The organism is Pseudomonas sp. C27(2019) (assembly GCF_008807395.1).
In the GTDB taxonomy this organism is placed as follows: domain Bacteria; phylum Pseudomonadota; class Gammaproteobacteria; order Pseudomonadales; family Pseudomonadaceae; genus Denitrificimonas.
Genome location: NZ_CP043320.1, coordinates 603,161 through 619,927 on the forward strand (window position 1 = coordinate 603,161; position 16,767 = coordinate 619,927).

General features: G+C 46.6%; 16 protein-coding genes. 9 read left to right on the forward strand and 7 right to left on the reverse strand.

Features of this window, described 5'->3' with window-relative positions; translation table 11 throughout:
- Nucleotides 1–77: 77 nt before the first annotated feature.
- Complete coding sequence (locus FXF61_RS02820) at nt 78–1,289, forward strand: McrC family protein (RefSeq protein WP_218571835.1); 1,212 nt, start codon at nt 78–80, stop codon at nt 1,287–1,289.
- Nucleotides 1,290–1,347: 58 nt separating this feature from the next.
- On the opposite strand, the gene FXF61_RS02825 is transcribed toward FXF61_RS02820, so the two are convergent.
- Both FXF61_RS02825 and FXF61_RS02830 read right to left on the reverse strand, forming a co-directional pair.
- Complete coding sequence (locus FXF61_RS02825; RefSeq protein WP_151183847.1) at nt 1,348–2,025, reverse strand: hypothetical protein; 678 nt, start codon at nt 2,023–2,025, stop codon at nt 1,348–1,350.
- A 197-nt stretch (nt 2,026–2,222) separates the two neighbouring features.
- A complete protein-coding gene (locus tag FXF61_RS02830; protein WP_151183848.1) occupies nt 2,223–4,298 on the reverse strand; it encodes an ATP-binding protein in 2,076 nt (691 codons plus the stop codon).
- Nucleotides 4,299–4,388: 90 nt separating this feature from the next.
- On the opposite strand from FXF61_RS02830, the gene FXF61_RS02835 reads away from it, so the two are divergent.
- The 4 genes from FXF61_RS02835 (at nt 4,389) to istB (ending at nt 8,749) form a co-directional block, all read left to right on the forward strand.
- Nucleotides 4,389–5,390 (forward strand): YafY family protein, encoded by a 1,002-nt coding sequence (locus FXF61_RS02835; RefSeq protein ID WP_151183849.1) that lies wholly within the window; start codon nt 4,389–4,391, stop codon nt 5,388–5,390.
- Nucleotides 5,391–5,788: 398 nt separating this feature from the next.
- Nucleotides 5,789–6,337: a conjugative transfer protein MobI(A/C) gene (gene mobI, locus FXF61_RS02840; RefSeq protein ID WP_178087248.1), complete on the forward strand. Its 549-nt coding sequence runs from the start codon at nt 5,789–5,791 to the stop codon at nt 6,335–6,337.
- 172 nt (nt 6,338–6,509) lie between these two features.
- Complete coding sequence (istA, locus tag FXF61_RS02845; RefSeq protein ID WP_178087249.1) at nt 6,510–8,009, forward strand: IS21 family transposase; 1,500 nt, start codon at nt 6,510–6,512, stop codon at nt 8,007–8,009.
- The gene (gene istB / locus FXF61_RS02850; protein WP_151183852.1) at nt 8,006–8,749 is read left to right on the forward strand and encodes an IS21-like element helper ATPase IstB; all 744 of its coding nucleotides are present in this window, start codon (nt 8,006–8,008) and stop codon (nt 8,747–8,749) included. The genes istA and istB overlap by 4 nt, the downstream gene beginning before the upstream one ends.
- Before the next feature lie 289 nt (nt 8,750–9,038).
- Here the strand turns inward: istB and FXF61_RS02855 are convergent, their stop codons facing one another.
- Complete coding sequence (locus FXF61_RS02855) at nt 9,039–9,356, reverse strand: hypothetical protein (protein ID WP_151183853.1); 318 nt, start codon at nt 9,354–9,356, stop codon at nt 9,039–9,041.
- On the reverse strand, nt 9,353–10,276 hold the full coding sequence (locus tag FXF61_RS02860; protein WP_151183854.1) for an integrase domain-containing protein: 924 nt from the start codon (nt 10,274–10,276) through the stop codon (nt 9,353–9,355). Before FXF61_RS02860 ends, FXF61_RS02855 begins: the two co-directional genes overlap by 4 nt.
- 974 nt (nt 10,277–11,250) lie before the next feature.
- On the opposite strand from FXF61_RS02860, the gene parA reads away from it, so the two are divergent.
- Together parA and FXF61_RS02870 are read left to right on the forward strand one after the other, a co-directional pair.
- The gene (parA, locus tag FXF61_RS02865) at nt 11,251–11,892 is read left to right on the forward strand and encodes a ParA family partition ATPase (RefSeq protein WP_178087250.1); all 642 of its coding nucleotides are present in this window, start codon (nt 11,251–11,253) and stop codon (nt 11,890–11,892) included.
- Between the two features lie 16 nt (nt 11,893–11,908).
- Nucleotides 11,909–12,115: a plasmid partition protein ParG gene (locus FXF61_RS02870; RefSeq protein WP_151183855.1), complete on the forward strand. Its 207-nt coding sequence runs from the start codon at nt 11,909–11,911 to the stop codon at nt 12,113–12,115.
- A gap of 290 nt (nt 12,116–12,405) precedes the next feature.
- Here FXF61_RS02870 and FXF61_RS02875 read toward each other — a convergent pair whose 3' ends face one another.
- A complete protein-coding gene (locus FXF61_RS02875) occupies nt 12,406–13,299 on the reverse strand; it encodes an MBL fold metallo-hydrolase (protein WP_151183856.1) in 894 nt (297 codons plus the stop codon).
- A gap of 128 nt (nt 13,300–13,427) precedes the next feature.
- Here FXF61_RS02875 and FXF61_RS02880 point away from each other — a divergent pair, with 128 nt between their 5' ends.
- Entirely contained in the window at nt 13,428–14,423 is a 996-nt protein-coding gene (locus tag FXF61_RS02880) for a GlxA family transcriptional regulator (protein WP_151183857.1), read from the forward strand.
- A 131-nt stretch (nt 14,424–14,554) separates the two neighbouring features.
- Here FXF61_RS02880 and FXF61_RS02885 read toward each other — a convergent pair whose 3' ends face one another.
- Nucleotides 14,555–14,803 carry a hypothetical protein gene (locus FXF61_RS02885; protein ID WP_256663481.1) on the reverse strand — a complete coding sequence of 83 codons (249 nt, stop codon included), beginning with the start codon at nt 14,801–14,803 and terminating at the stop codon, nt 14,555–14,557.
- Nucleotides 14,804–15,066: 263 nt separating this feature from the next.
- Here FXF61_RS02885 and FXF61_RS02890 point away from each other — a divergent pair, with 263 nt between their 5' ends.
- The gene (locus tag FXF61_RS02890) at nt 15,067–15,630 is read left to right on the forward strand and encodes a recombinase family protein (RefSeq protein ID WP_151183859.1); all 564 of its coding nucleotides are present in this window, start codon (nt 15,067–15,069) and stop codon (nt 15,628–15,630) included.
- A gap of 379 nt (nt 15,631–16,009) precedes the next feature.
- Here the strand turns inward: FXF61_RS02890 and FXF61_RS02895 are convergent, their stop codons facing one another.
- Nucleotides 16,010–16,741: a tellurite resistance TerB family protein gene (locus FXF61_RS02895; RefSeq protein WP_022966898.1), complete on the reverse strand. Its 732-nt coding sequence runs from the start codon at nt 16,739–16,741 to the stop codon at nt 16,010–16,012.
- Nucleotides 16,742–16,767 lie beyond the last annotated feature (26 nt).

The window sequence follows — 16,767 nt, forward strand, 5'->3', positions numbered from 1 at the left end:
CAGACAAGCAGCTAGCGCTGCTTAAAGGCTATGTGTTTATTCCAGACCAGGACTTTACTTATCTTGAGCAGCGCTGCTTGACTGAGGATGGCTCTGATTTTAATCAGTTGCTCCAGCCTAGATGTATTCAAGGATGCCGTTTATTGCAGGTTAAAAGTTACGCTGGTGTGATTTTTGTACCTTCTGGACAGCACATTGAGGTACTGCCTAAAACAGGTAGGAAATCTGAGTCTTTAGTAGATGCGCGCAAAACATTACTGGTAATGCTTCAAGCTTTGGGTGAGTTTCGTCATATCGAATTAGAAAGCACACGCATTGAAACCCTGAGCATGCCATTGCTTGAAGTATTTATTATTCACTTTTTAGAAAGCGTTAACCATGTAGTGAAGCGTGGTTTGCGGCGTGATTATGTAGCTGTAGAAGATAATTTGTTAGTGAAAAAAGGCAAGCTTAATGTCGCTAAACAAATTAAGCATAACCTTACCCAGCAGCAGCGATTTTACTGCGAGTTTGATGAGTATTTAAATGATAACCCAGTCAATCGTTTGCTTAAATCAGCACTGATTAAGGTGCGTAGCTACTGTACGAGTCATCATAATCATAAGTTCTCAAACGAGTTACTTTTTGCTTTGGACGATGTTCCTGCCAGTAATAATGTAAAGCATGACTTTAATCAGGTGCAACTGAGTAGAGGAATGGCCCATTACAGGCCTGCACTAGCTTGGGCCAAGCTGATTCTTGGTGGTTTTTCACCCATGAGCATGAAAGGTGATAATGACTCACCAACGTTGCTGTTTCCGATGGAGGTCGTGTTCGAGGCTTATGTTGCTCAGGTGTTACATAAACAGCTACCTAGCCATCTTCAACTACGGACACAAATCGCTAGTAGACGATTGGCCGTGCACGTCAAGGAAAGCTCTAGTAAAGAGCTGTTTGTTCTGAAACCTGATTTGCTAATTGAACACAACACTACTCCAGTCTATGTGCTCGATACCAAGTGGAAATTAGTTGATGGCACTGATGCTTCAAATAAGTATGGTTTGTCACAAGCAGACTTTTATCAAATGTTTGCGTATGGCCATAAATACTTGGCAGGAGAAGGTGAGTTGTTTCTGATTTATCCTGCCACAGACAGCTTTTCACAGCCTATTGATGGCTACTTCCAGTTAGCAGAAAAATTACGTCTTCGAGTAGTGCCGTTTGTGATTGATACGGGTGGTAAAAGCCATTTGATTTACGATTTTTCAACTCTAAGGACTTCTCATTCATTCAGGCTCAACATCACATAGTGAAGTAACTGGATTAAATATAAATAGGTGGCCAGTTTTACCTGATAAATTGCGAAGTCTATTTTTTTGACAAAGAAAGAACTACAGCGTCCTTAACTTGGCATTTAATCAATACGCCATCCATTCCCCAAAAGTTAGATGATTTATTCCCCAAGTTTACTGACGAGCCATCGTTATTGAACACCTCGATTACTGCGTTCCATAAGCTGGTTTTAGATGTCTCTTGCCCAGGATCTAAGCATAGTAAATGAGTTGCCTGAGTACCTTCTTCAGTCTCAGTGTACTGATAGCCGACTACGAGCAGCCAGTGAGCACCGCCATTAATCCAATTGACTCGGATTATAGAAATAGCTCTCTCACCGAGCTCTTCACATACAGTGGCAAATACCTCTTTTTTGCTGCTGTTTACATGGTACGCCTCAAGACCCTTTCTTTTGTAAAAGTCAGTTAGCCATAGCAGGTCTTCACCATGCGTGCCTTCATTGGTCCATACACCAAAGGCGTATAAAGCATCGCGAAAGCGACCATCTCTTGTATTTCCTTTCCAATTGCCCATGTTATTTTGAATGTTGTTTCTGTCCATTAAGCCCAGCGCGATAAGCGCTGAGACTAAACAGTATGGACCACATGCACCATCAAGCTCGCCTTGACGCAAATGAATTAAATCTTCAGATATAGAAGATACTGGCCCATCTGGTGAGACTTTTAATAAAGGGCTTACAAGCATATTGTTCATTATTTGAATGTTCTCTCGTTAGCTTTATGCGGGTAGCATTGTCATTAATTTAGTGATTTATACAGGATTACGCTTACTTAGGCAGTACTAGTTCATATAAATGTTTGATTTTGCTTGTAGTTGAAAAAATAGCAGTCGAGTATTCCTGTAAATATTCATATTTACTTGTTAGCTGAGAGCCTCAGCTTGAGCAGCAACTAAAACCCAAACTTTTGTTTTTTAGTCTGCTCTTTATGGCTTGCCTCATTTTTTAACGCCTGAATAAATGCCTCCGCGCTTTGCAGTGGGCTAAAGCGCGACATCCGTGCCACAGCAGCAAAATCTCCAGGGGTTAAATATTCCAGTGCTGCTAATTGTTGTGGCAATGTTTTTTTTCGATGCGGCAAGTCCAGCTGTTTACAGTGACGGACAAACAGCTTCCAGACTTGTTCGGTACTTAAGAAGTCAAACTTAGCTTTCAAATCAAAACGACGCAATGCGGCTTGATCAAGACCATCCATCAGGTTAGTCGAGGCGATAAAAATACCGGAGAAGCTTTCCATTTGTGTGAGCATCTCATTGACCATGCTGACTTCCCAGCTACGTTGAGCACCTCGGCGATCGCTAAGAAAACTATCCACTTCATCAATTAGCAAAACCGCACCTTGCTCCTCTGCCTGTTTAAACGCTTTGGCGATGTTCTGTTCATTTTCGCCAACATAGGCGCCGAGCAAATCGGAAGCACGTTTGAGCAGTAAAGGCTTACCCAGTTGCTTGGCCAACCAGTGACCATAAGCTGTTTTTCCGGTGCCCGGTGGGCCGTATAGACACAAACGTGCATTTGGCTGTGCAGTAAGCCCGTCAGTCAGAGCAGCCAAGTCAACGTCAGCGCTGATAAAAGCCGGATCATACAACTGCGCAGTTGCCTGTTTCTTGGCAGGTTGAGCTGTCGAGTAACCTTGTGACTTTAAGGTGCTATCAATCAGTAACTGCATCGCTTGCGCAGGATTTTCAAGTTTTGCAGCAATGCTGGTCACCACATGTGCGGCACGTTCTATCACTGCAGGGCTGAGCTGCTCCTGCCCGGCCAAGCCTTGTAAGGTTTTTTTATCCAGTAAGCCTTTGCTATAGCGCTTGAGCAACTTTACGCGTTGCTCTTTACTCGGTAATGGCACTTCAATCACAAAATCAAAACGGCGCACAAAGGCTGGGTCCATGCGATTGATGCTGTTGCTGATCCAAATGGTTGGAATGCTGTTGTACTCCAGCATCAAGTTGATCCATGCCTTGTTTTTACTGGCAAGTGCTGATTTTTGGCTGAAGGGATTAGCGTCTTCACTGAAAATATCCTCCACCTCGTCAAACACCAGCATGCTGTCGTTGCTGGCAAAGAAGTGTTGTGCGGCGCGGTAAGCGTTTAAACGGTAGTGGCTGGTTACAGAGTCGCCATCGCTGTCTTCGCTGGCCACTTCATAGAGTTGGCAATGATTGAGTTGAGCTAGCAAACGCGCGAGTTCTGTTTTACCTGTGCCGGGTTGACCATGTAAAAGAATGTTCACGCCAGTGCTGCGCTGTTGCACACTGTGCGCTAAATACGGCAACAAAATATCCAAATGCTCAGACAAGCTTGGGTAGTCTTTTAGCTTGAGCTGTGCTGGAGCTGATTTCTTTATCTCATCTCGCAATAAGGCTTGCGGGCTGACTGCGCCGCAATACAAGGTGTCAGCAAAGGACACAGACAACACCCGCAACTTTTGCGTTAAAAACCCACCATCAAAATTACCTAAATTAAAGATGCCGGTACGCATTAAAGCGCCATCACGGGACAATGCCGCACGAATCTCATTTTCAGGACAGTTCAACAGTTTCGCTAAGCTATAGAACATCTTGGCTGTATTCAGGTCGCCGAGCAGATCGGCGGCATCGGTTAAGCGTGCATCCATTGAGAGCGCGACGGCAAACTCTAAAATAGAGCGTTCCACGCTATCTAAATTGACCAGCTTGGCCAGTTGCGCAACATTGCTCTGTAAAACATCAGGCAAACGTGCCTGTGTATTTAAACACTTTCGATATTCTTTGCGTAGCAAGCTGTGCAACTCTGCTTTGGACAGCTCTATATCAGCGTCATCAAAATCAAACAGGGCTTGCAGCAATGCATCGCTTACAATGTCATCGGATGCATAGGTGAACATACCGCCTAGAGGGACGAGCAGCGTTAAAATCCATTGGCGTACGCGAGGGTTTAAGTTCTCGTTATAGTGGGTTGCTGAATGATGCGGTCTTAGAAATCTCATTGTTCACCTCTCTATACGCTGCTTGCGACTGAGGTGTAATGATGCCACTCTAATGCGACACTACTTGTCATTTAACTTTGCAGGTGCAGCATGGCAGACTCATCTTTACGCTTATTATTGTTGCTGCAACAGATTCCTCGTGAGCCGCGCTCAATAAGCAGTCAACAGCTGCATGAGCGGCTAGAAGATGCGGGATATCCAGTGAGTTTACGCACTGTCCAGCGTGATTTGGTTAGCCTATCAAGTCACTTTCCCCTTGTACAAAGTACACCCACGGGCCGCGGTAAAACTGGCGTCGCCTGGGCGTTTAGTAAAGGCAGCCAGCATTTAGCCTTTCCTGGCATGGATGCGGTGACCGCATTGACGGTGTCGATGGCTATGGAGCATTTGCAATCCCTATTGCCACGACAAGTTTTGCAGTATCTAGAGCCGTGGCAGTTGGAAGCGGAAGCGCAATTGCGTCAGCACAACTCCAGCAAGTATCACGACTGGATGAGTAAAGTACGCGTTGTGCCGCAGCACTTTTTGCAGGCACCGCAAGTCGATGCAGAAGCAGTGGGGCTCATTTATGAGGCGGTACTGGAAAATCGGAAGTTTTCTGCTACCTATAAAGGTAAGCCTGAGCGCATCATTCATCCTTACGGTTTGGTGCAGCAAGGGCATACGCTGTATTTGATTTGTCGGTTTTTTGAGTTTGACGATGTGCGCATTACAGCTTTGCATCGTTATCAAGAGGTCGAGCTGCTGGATGAGTCGGTTCGATCGTTCCCAGAGTTTGATATTGATGATTATTTGGACAGTGGCGCAATGCAGTGGGTATTGCCTGATCGGCAGCGTATTACGCTTAAGTTACTCGTTAGTCCATGGCTCGCAGCGCATCTTAAAGAAACGCCTTTAGCTGACAAGCAAATCTTAACGACTGATCCGCAGCATGCTGAACGCTATGTGCTTGAAGCGCAGGTGCTGGATGGGATGCAGTTACGTCGTTGGTTGTTGAGCCAAGGCGCTGGCTTGCAGGTGCTTGAGCCTGAGCCATTAAGGGAGTGGATGCGGGAAATAGTGAGGGAGCAAGCTCACAGCTACATGCTTTAGCATTGTTATAACTGAACTCAGGAGTTATTTGGTGAACCTGTGTTACTCGTTTCAGGAATTCCGCGGCAAGCTTGAGACGTTGACTCCTTTCCCAGCCAGATGGTTGGTAGGTCATGAAGTAATGTGGCCCTGTCAGTAACAATTGGTGAGCAGATATTTTAGAATAATCTCTTGGTTATTTTCACTCTTCGTATGGGACGTAGGTTGAGCGTGCACCAAATCTAATTAGACGGGCTGAAATATCAAAAAAGAGAAAGCTTTACTCTAAAATGCGCTTTCACAAGTTTTATTTGTATTTATTTCACCAAATGACTTTTTATGTCACTTATCGGTAGCTGGGTTTTGTTAATCACGTGTGAATCTCCTGTTTCCAATTAACGTTAAAGGAGATGATGATCATGAGTGATCAAATAACTGACACTATTGCTCTTACAAAGGGCCTTGATGAGTTAGACAAGCTGATTGAATTATCTGCAGCTGCAGAGCGAGAAGCCTTTCCAGTAGAAAATCTTTATTTGGTAATGCAGCCTCAGCTGAGCCATGTTGGCAAATGTCTTGGTGTAATGTTGCAGCTCTTAGCTATTTTTGCGATGGCTCAATCCGACCGCCACTATAAATATCGTAAACAATTACAGTCAAATGGCAGCGCCCCTGCGCGTTACGCAACGCGTGTGACTCTAAAAGGCCAGGCCCTTAGCTGCACCTGGTACCACAATGGTTTTATTGGTGGCCGTGAGGAGGGTCAGTATTTTAAACCCCTGCCAAAAGACCGTGGACATCGCTACAGAGCGAAAGTTTTTCACGAGGCTGGTCCTGAGGAGCGACTACTGACTGATGAGATCGAGCAGCATTACACAGCAGTTTGCGAAGTTGCTGAGTTTTTAAAAAAACAACGTCGTGAGTTGGCCCGTATAGATAAGTTGCTGCAGAACAATTTTTCTACATGAGAAACCTGACCCTAATCACTACAGGTAGTAAAAGCCTAGTGTTAATGGCCATTTAAACTGATCCACTATTGGCCATTAATTTTGACCCACTTCTTGTGGCTTAGGCCACGTTTTTATGTGCCGTCACCCGATCAACTTTAAGCTGGGGGACGGTGCGTTGAAGGAGTGGACAGTGATTCATAAAATTAAAGCAATGCATAGCAAAGGCTCTGGGCTTTCGATTCGAGCCATCAGTCGTGAACTGAACATTTCACGTAACACCGTCAAGAAATACCTGCAGTTGGATGAGCAGGAAATATCCATGATGCAAGCCGATCCGTCGCGCTATAAGTGGTTGGATAATTACCGTGACTACCTGATTAACCTGCTCAAGGAATACCCCAAACTGTCAGCTGTGAAGCTGATGCGGCGGCTGAAAAACAAAGTTGGCACGCTACAAGTCTCAGAGCGCAGCGTGCGCCGCTATGTGCAAGCGTTAAAGCAGCAAGTAACCGTTGGCCAGTTTCGATATTACGAGCCGATTATTGAAACCGTACCCGGCGTGCAATGTCAGGTGGATCCCGGTGAACTGCGTCAAGTGCTGATCAATGGCAAACTTCAAACCATACACTTCGTGGTGTTCGTGCTCTCGTACAGCCGGTTAATGTACGTGGGCTTATCACTGCAGCCGATTAACACGCAAAGCTTTATCCAGATGCATGATGAGGCATTCCGGTACTTCGGCGGTGTGACTGAAGAGTGCGTGTATGACCAGACCAAGTTGGTTGTGCTGCATGAGCAGTACCGTGAGCTGACACTAAATCAACGCTTTGCGCAGTATGCAACCACGGCCAACTTTCGTATCCGTGCCTGCGAAGGCTTTGATCCTGAAAGTAAGGGGAAAGTGGAAGCTGACGTTAAATACGTCAAGCAAGATTGTTTGTATGGCGAGGTATTTTCAAGTGAAACTCAATTGCGTGAGCATACCTTGCACTGGCTCAATAACGTGGCCAACGTTCGAGAGCATGGCACGACCAAACAACAACCGCAGAGCCATTATGACCAACTAGAACGGCCACACATGATCCATTATCAGCCCAAGCTAGATGTGCTGAGTGACGCGCCTCTTGCTACACGCAAAGTGGATAAAACGGGATTGATCTCATGGCTTTCGAGCAAATACTCGGTGCCCATGCAATGGCAGAAAAACCGCATCGGGGTGAGTGAAAGCAATAGCAGTCTGTTTATTCATGACCTTGCCACTGCAGAGGTGATTGCCGAGCATAAGGTTAGCTTGGAAAAAGGCGCTATTGTCAAAAATCGTGACCATTATCGCGACAAAGCCCAAGCTATAGAGACATTAGAATTACAACTGCAGGAACGCATCGGTGAGGCCGCTGGCGTAGCCATTGCGGCACTACTGAAAGTAACCATGCCCAGTTATTACAAAGACCAGTTGCGTGGTGTACTTGAGGTGCTTGGCAAATATAACGAGCTGCCAGAAGCGTTGCTGAGTCACCTAACTGAGCGCGACACGCTGACCGCGACTCAATTGCGTGAGCATATTGAAGCGTGGATGCGCACCGAGAGCCGTGGCCGTCTGCTAAGCAGTGACGAGCCCGTTTCCACACCGATCGACCTCAGTATGTGTCAACGTGTCAGCCAGCCGAATTTGCAGGGAGCTCTGTTATGAGCCAGTTAGACAGTGCCGTAAAACAACTGCGTAGCCTGAGTCTCACTGCGGCTGCCAGCCAGCTGGCCACCCTAGTGGCCAAAGCTGAGGCCAATGAAATCTCATACCTTGGTTTTGTTCAGTCTCTGGCCGAACATGAGCTGTTACAGCGCAATGTGAATCGTATTCAGCGTCACTTTAAGCAAGCCCAGTTTCCCAGTGAAAAGCGTCTCGACCAGTTTGATTATCGTCATCAAACCACCGTCACCAAGCGCCAAATCAGCGGGCTGCTCGACTTCAGTTTTATCGATGAGCGTCAAAATCTGATCTTTATCGGACCGCCAGGCGTGGGTAAAACCCATTTGGCCATTGGTATTGGCCACGAAGCGATCCAGGCCGGTTACAAGGTGCTGTTTAAAAGCGCACTAGCGTTGGTTGAAGAGCTCGAACTGGCTGAAATGAAAGGCGAGCTTAAAAAGCGGCTCACACAGTTGAGTAAATACGACGTGCTCATTATCGATGAGCTTGGCTACCTGCCGATGTCGCGCCAATCGCGCTATAACCTGTTTCAGCTTATCAATAGCTTGTACGAGTACCGGTCAATCATCCTGACCACCAACAAAGACTTCACCAGCTGGGGTGAGTTCTTCCATGACGACAACGTTGCGGTGCCTATTATCGACCGCGTCATCCATCACTCACACGTATTTATGCTTGGAGGTGAAAGCTATCGATTAAAGCAAAAAGTGAATAAAACATAATCGTAGGTGGGTCAATTTTAATGGCCGAAAGTGGATCAAAAGTAATGGCCATTGACACCTAGCTGCATAAGCTGGGCTTTTTTATTACTCACTCAACGCCTGCAGTTGTAGTACTCATATAAATAAACGACTGTGTAATGTTCACGCATGTTGTTTAATCAAATATCCAGTCTGCCGGTTTCAGTTTTTGTTTCGCCGGCGAAAGCTTTTTATAAATGTCATTACATGAGGCTTGATCTAGGCGAACCATGCATGCGATGCAGTATTTTGCCTTGGCTCACACGGGCCATCAGCAATCTATCTCATGGTCTGAGCCGGAAAACGGTTTGACAGGCACTGTTTTACCAGCCAGTGAAAACAAGGTTTTTAGCGCATAGTAGTGACTCAATCGAGTGGCATCGCTGAGCTTTTTAAGGCTTTTGTAATAGCTAACCACATGTCGTTTACCAACCGCAGCCAGGTTCGGGGTTTGTAAACTGTCTCGACAAAACAATCCAAACTCTATCATCCGTTTGTGCTGCTGGCGGCGATTGGTTTTACCGCCTTTACGTACATAATCTCGCGTTAGGGTTTTTATCTCCTGCACGATGTCGTGTTTGCTGCTCATGATTTTCTGCTCCCTACATATGACACCAGAACGTCAGTGCGGCCATGCCCGAGTTCCTCGGCAATTATTTCCCTAGCGTGTAAGTCAATAGCTCGTTCTGCTGTGCGACGACAATTAGTATTGCAGGGGGCTAAAGACCCTGTTACCTCAAGGTAGCGGTCAGCCGCATAAGCGGCGCGTAAGGCGTGATAACCTGCGATACCGGCTCGTTTCAGCGCTGCTCTGCCGTTGTATAAGGTGGTCGCTCTGAACTCTACCCACGTTTGATGACTCGGGATTAACGAGCGATTATCACCCTGTAAACGAGCTGCTTTGATGAGTGCATCGACCTGGCTGGGCTGGGTTACAGGCACGTTACGCGTGCGCCCACCTTTGGTTCCGTCAACGATTGTCACCAAAAGTTTTTCCTTGGCTTCCTTAAGTGCCGCACGGGCATTTAATAACGCTGCTTCTTTACTGCGAAGTCCCAGTTCCCGGGCTAAATCAGCCACAATTGCAGCATGTTCGGGCATATCAGCCTGGGCCTGCAGTAACTGTTCTTTACTGGTCGTAGGTGATTTCCGAACATTGTCGCGACGCGTTAAACCCTCAGCACGGCTTGTTACTGGTTGCCATCGCTGGCTTTGACTTTCGTAGCCCCTAGCTAAAACAGTATTAACTGCTGAGAGCAGATTTTGCTGATAAGCAGGGCTATAATCACTGTCGCGTAAAAATAGAGCATAGTTCTGCACGAGCAATCGCGTTACTTTATCCAAACGTGAGACTCCTCGCTCCCTAGCAAAACCAACAAATTTCTCAAACCGCTGCAGCACAGTTGCTACAGTGCTAAACGATGTGCCGCCTGCATCTCTGGATGCATTTAGCAGCACGCTAGCTGCTCGCATGGGGTCGCGTTGCCGAGTACCAAAATTTCGTTTCATAGCAAATCACCGAATTAAAAACACTGAAATGTGCCCATCAAAACCACCCGCTAATTACCGAGAGTTTTTGGTGGGCACACTACGTCGATGGTGTAGCGGCACGACCCGCTGGAACATTTCATGCGCAGAGAAGAGAGGAGGGAGTGACGCAGTGTGTTAAGTGGTCTAATCAACCAGTACCGCTGGCGACCCGGCCCTCTGCCTAGAATGTTCTACTGTGTTTATTAACTAGAAAAATGCTGTAGGTGAAGTCCTCAGCAACGCGCTGTCCAGCCAGTTGCTGGAAGCTCCCATTCGCACATTTTTCGAGTTAGGTTGCTCGTTTCACGCATTTTCACGCGAGCAGCAACGATTAATTCAGCAGTATTTTGCTTATCTATCAGACACTTAGGACCTGACCAAAGAATCTGTCTCTTTTGTGGAGAATCAGATTTGATAAATAATTTGATCAGTTCCAGCACGATAAATTGCGCTGGCTAAATGATTTTATAGGTGAAATAACTGCGAATAGATTCAGTCCGTACAGACTATTAATAGATTTCTAGGCTCAAGGTGTCGGCTGGAGAAGCTGATCAGAGCATGGCGTTTCGAATATGGATTCGAAAATACTGAAGGCGGATTTAAGCGCCGTAGGATTGTTGAGCAGCACAAAGTGCTGTTCTTAGATCTTTGCCTGCGAACAGTGTTTGCAGCTTGTCAGCGTACTGGCAGTGCAGGACGATAGGTTAATACTGGTTCTTTTAGTCGGCCAGTGACCGGCATACTGCTCAACGAGCAGGTATAAAAATATAATAGCGACTTGCTATTCAGGATGCAAGCAGAGGCAACAATAGTTGCAGTAGTTTATACGGCTGATTTTGGTATCAGTCATTTCATATAGATACTCATCTATTTATTTACTCATAACCTCACTTGCGCGTTTGAGTTTCCATGAGATGCTTTTTAGTACATGTTATTTGAAAAGGCGTCTACGAATGAAAGTGATAGCAGTATTAAACCAAAAGGGCGGGGCTGGTAAAACTACAGTTGCAACCCATTTAGCCCGTGCATTTCAGTTATCAGGTGCAGAAGTTTTATTGGTGGATTCAGACCCACAAGGCAGTGCTAGGGATTGGTCAGCTGTACGCGATAACAACCCAGTTACCGTTGTTGGTATTGATAGACCCACAATTGAGCGTGACTTAAAGAGCCTCGGACGCAAAGATTTTATAATTATTGATGGTGCACCGCAGGCAGCCAATCTTGCAGTTTCAGCTATTAAAGCGGCAGACTTTATTCTTATACCTGTGCAGCCGAGTCCTTATGATATTTGGGCGACATCAGACTTGGTTGATCTGGTACAGCAGCGCATAGAAATGACTGACGGAAAGCTTCAAGCAGCATTTGTTATTTCACGCGCTATCAAAGGCACAAAAATGAGTTCTGAGGTTGGCGGTGCTCTTGAAGGGTATGGCTTGCCTGTTTTAGAAACAAGAATAACGCAACGAGTCATTTACCCAGGCTCCGCAGCGCAAGGTACGACTGTTTTAGATGAGTACCCTACAGGCGATGCAGCTATGGAAATTCATGCTCTTGCTGCTGAAATTAAAAGCTTTTTTGATAGTACTGTTGAGTAGGTGAGGGTTTGAGGAAATGAGTAGGTTATTAAACGCAGGCCGGCCAAGTGCCAGGCAAGATGCTAAATCCAAGTTTGCTGACTTAGCTGGTCTTGAGGAACAGAGAAGGGTCAATTTTAATATTTCTCTGGAGATGCACTCAAAGCTAAAGATTTATGCTGCCAAAAAAGGTTTAACCATCACACAGGTATTGACTGACTTTATTGAAAGCATGCCAGAATGAATAGGTAGTATTTGTAGTGGCATAGTGAAAGCTGCATCCTTAAGAGCACATAGCTTCTCATCCTCAACATGATGGGAAGCAATCAGTGTTTTATACCCCGCCGTTACTGATATCTCAACGTGTAGCAACTCGTGCGACAGACTAGCTATGGATAACCATCTAGTTAACTGCACCTTGTTTAAACACATCTGAATAGCGGTAGGCTTTGCTCATATTTAACCCCTTATGGTTGTTAATTTTTTACCACAAGGGGTTAGTCAGATATTATTATTTGAAAGTCACTGGTTTGATCAAAAATCTATCAAGACACCATCTTCGGGAATCTCAACCTTATCTTGAATGTTGTTTTCTTCTACATATTTCTTCAGCTCTTCACGGCTCAGGGCCATATGGTTGATGGCATCCATGTGGGTAGCAACTATAGTGGCGTTCGGAGCAGCTTGAACGGCGCGCAGTACATCTTCTTTACCCATGATGATGGATGCGTCAAAGCCGTTCAGCATCGCATAACCCGCATTTAGCACGATTACTTGAGGCTCGTATTCAGCCAGCGCCTGATCAACTTCATCACGCCAGATGGTATCTCCTGCAAGATAGAGTGTTTTGTGACCGGGGGCCTGAAAGACCACACCCATGGCATCACCTAGCAGAGTTGCCACTTCAGACAATGCGTACATGTTATCTGTACCGTGCTGGCCGCCAGTTTTGCTCAGGGTCACCCCGCCGAACTCAGCCTTGTCAGATAGTACTCGGACATTGGTGAAGCCCTGCGAACGAATAAGAGTGGCATCGGCCTGATGCTGTGTATACAGCGGAATGTCCTTGGGCAGGAACTTCTGCGCAGCATCATCCCAGTGGTCCAGATGCGTATGAGTGACGATGACCGCATCGACTCCAGCGAGTACTTCTTGTTCCGACATTGGCAGATCTACCAAGGGATTTCGTAACTCGCTACGGTAGCTTCCTTTAAAGCCGGGGTAAGTGCCTTTCTTTGACAGCATCGGGTCGATCAGGAAAGTTGTATCTGCGTAGGTGATTTTTACTGTGGCATTGCGAATCTGTTGCAGTTGCACAGCTTCTTGGGCCGCTTGTGAAACATTGATCGCAGTTGTCTGGGCAAATGCAACGCCGGAGGCAAGGCTGATTGCCAAAGCAAGGGAGCTCGCGAGAATCTTAATGGACATGTGTACAACTCCAAATACGTTATTGGTTAATAATAGTGCTCAGTCTAAAACGTACATCGTATGTGCAAAAGTGGCCTATATGACAATAATCAATATAATCGGGCCAATAACTAATTGCAGAGGTATTTATGAGTGATGTAGAGATTGCCGTGCTTGCTTTTGAGGGCATAAGCTTGTTTCATTTTTCTGTACCGGGGCTGGTGTTCGGTACGAGTGAAAACCCACCCGGTTCTCCGCGTTACAATCTGACCTACTGCACGCTAACCCCTGGCTCTGTTAGCAGTGATCAGGGCGTGATGATTGAGGTGCGCGATGGGTTGGAGGCCATGGAACAGGCCGATATCATCATAATTCCTGCATGGGAAAATGCTGAGTTGCCTGCGCCCGCCGAGTTGATTTCAGCGTTACAACTCGCCCATGCTCAGGGCTCACTGATTGTGGGTTTGTGTTTGGGGGCTTTTGTGTTGGGTGATGCCGGGCTGCTCGATGGAAGAGAAGCGACCACCCACTGGGCAGTACGTGACATGTTTGCGCAGCGTTTTCCACAGGCTGTGTTTCGTCCAGATGTGTTGTATGTGGCTGATGACAACATTATCACCTCGGCTGGAACCGTTGCTGCCATTGATTGCTGCCTGCACTTGATCAGGCAACGCCACGGCTTTGAAACAGCAAATCACCTTGCCCGCATGCTGGTTACCCCACCACACCGGCAAGGCGGCCAAGCCCAATACATTGAACGCCCCGTACAACAACTGTCCAGCGATAACCGCCTGCCAGGCTTACTGGAATGGGCGCGTGATAAGCTATCGCAACCCTTATCGGTCGATACCTTGGCGGACGAGGCGAACATGAGTCGCCGTACCTTTACCCGACGCTTTCGGGATATGACGGGTACGACGGTGAGTCAATGGTTAAACGCTGAACGGGTCGCCAGAGCACAACACTTGCTAGAAACCACCGATTTATCGATTGAACGCATCAGCGCAGACGTTGGTTTCGGCACCGCGCTGTCATTGCGTCAGCACTTTTCCACTCAGCTGGGCACTTCGCCCTCCAATTACCGTCGCACTTTTCGTGACAGTAGGTTTGATGAGCCAGCAGATAAGGCTACTCTAATGGATTAAGTGAGAACTTACCTATCAGCGATTCACATCGACCACTATTCGGCCACAAACTTTGCCATCCAGTAATTCGTCTGAAATACAGATAGCTTCACTCAGACTACTGTAGTGGCGTAGTGAGTTTGGCTACCTATTTATATTTGAGCTGACTCTAACGTATCCATTCCTTTCTTTACATCAGCAATCAAATGCCGGGAGCAACCCAGAGTTACTTGAATACTTGAGTAGCTTTGGCCAGCCTTAAGCAGCGATGCAATATTTGCACGCTTTTTCAAATCAGGTTTACGCCCAACGTACTTTCCGTCAGCTTGCGCTTTTTCGATACCTTGTAGTTGACGCCTGCGCCGATCTTCGTAATCTTTACGTGCTACTGCTGCCAACATATCTAGCAGCATTCCGTTAACCGCTTGAATTATAGATGCAGTGAACTCTGTATTATCTAAGCTTTTCAACGTCATCCAGCTGGTCGGTCAAATTGCTCCGCAAGAATAATAGTGTGACCTTCTCCAAAGACGGGTTCAAAAACGACCGTTTATGACACCACCCAGAACAATCCTTCCCGCCGGTATCAAAATATAGCCTTTGCAGTATTGATACTAACATGTATTATGCGCCTACGTTTATGACACCAGAAAGGGAAGTAATCATGGCGCGTACCTTCTTATATGCCAGAGTCAGCACCGCAGACCAGAAAACAGAAAATCAATTAATAGAAGCGCAGGCGGCAGGCTTTATCATTGAGCCGCATCGCGTGATCGAAGAAACTGTCAGCGGCAGCACCAGTGCAAGTCAACGCGAAGGATTTAATAAGCTGCTTGAGCGCATGGAGTCCGGTGATCGGTTAATAGTTTCAAAGCTGGATAGATTGGGCCGCGACATGATTGACCTAGTGCAGACAGTTAAGCGGCTTGAAGATAAGGGGATTCGTGTTCACTGCCTCGCTCTCGGTGGAACAGACCTAACCAGCGCAGCAGGAAAAATGACAATGGGGGTGCTGGCAACAGTAGCCCAATTCGAGCGCGATCAGCTTATAGAGCGAACCAATGCAGGGTTGCAGCGTGCAAAAAAAGAAGGAAAGCGGTTAGGACGACCACCCGTAACCAGTTCAGGCAACGTACAGGCACTGAAACAGCAAGGCATAAGTCAAAGCAAAGCAGCTGCAGAGCTTGGGGTGAGTATTAGCACGATTAAAAGACTGTGGAATGTCTAGACAGAAAAGTCAGCGCTCAATCGTAAACACTTTTCCATGACTAATTGTTGTCGCCCGGCTCAAGATAGGTCTACCGGGCGCGTACGTTTAGCGGCTATAATTAATTGATAGACAAACTAAAAGTCACCAACTTCGTTTTTGAACAGCCTTTGATTTTGATTAAAGCGGACATTAATACCCTCTCTACACTTAAGGGAAACCAAAAGCGTAATCGATAATGTTTTTATAGATTCCTGAATTCTTAAGCTGTCATTCTTCCAGGTTGCATAGAAAGCTGCTTGTAAACGTGTCTATATCGCTGGTGTAGTCTGCGCGATACAATATGCTAATCATCTACATTCGCCGCTAGGGCACTCAACTGCTGTTTAAGCGCTTAATTTTAAGAGTGATGCGCTATTGCTTGTGCTTCCAACTCCGCTTTTAGTGCAGGTGCAAGCTGCAGTTGACGTGCAAGTTCGTCAAGGTAGGCTCGCTCCATATAGCTTTCCTCATCGACTACAAGAATGCTGGCGAGGTACATCTCAGCTGCAATTTCCGGGGTCTTCGCTGCTAAAGCTAGGTCAGCTGGATCGAGAGGTTTGCGCAACTCTTGTTGGAACCATAATTGTAGCTGCGGCTCGTTGGTGAGCTTGGCGATTGCATCATCAATAAGCTGCCGCTCGCGCTCATCAATGTGACCGTCCGCCTTGGCTGCACAAATAAGTGCGCGAAGAATAGCTTGGCTATGCTCTTCCATGACTGCTGGGGACACACGATCCACTGTCTGCGGTTGATGTTGTGTATAAGGTGCGCTGGGCTGTCCCTGACCCCGATTTTGATTGTTATTTTGCCAGTTACTATAAGCTTTATAGGCCACGACACCCAGCGCTGCTAAGCCACCATAAGTAATAACATTGCCACCTACCTTGCGTGCCTTTTTACTGGACATCAATAAGCTGATAATACCGCCACCCAAAGCACCACCACCAATACTGCCAAGCAGACCATTGAGTGCTGTATTGGGCTCGTTTGGAGCTGCTGGATTTGTCTGATTGGATTGTGCTGTATTCTGCCCTTGCAGTAATTCTTTACCTGAGTTGAGAAGCTGATCGAGCAAGCTGCGAGTATTCATCTATGTCTCCATTGCAAATGATGGTT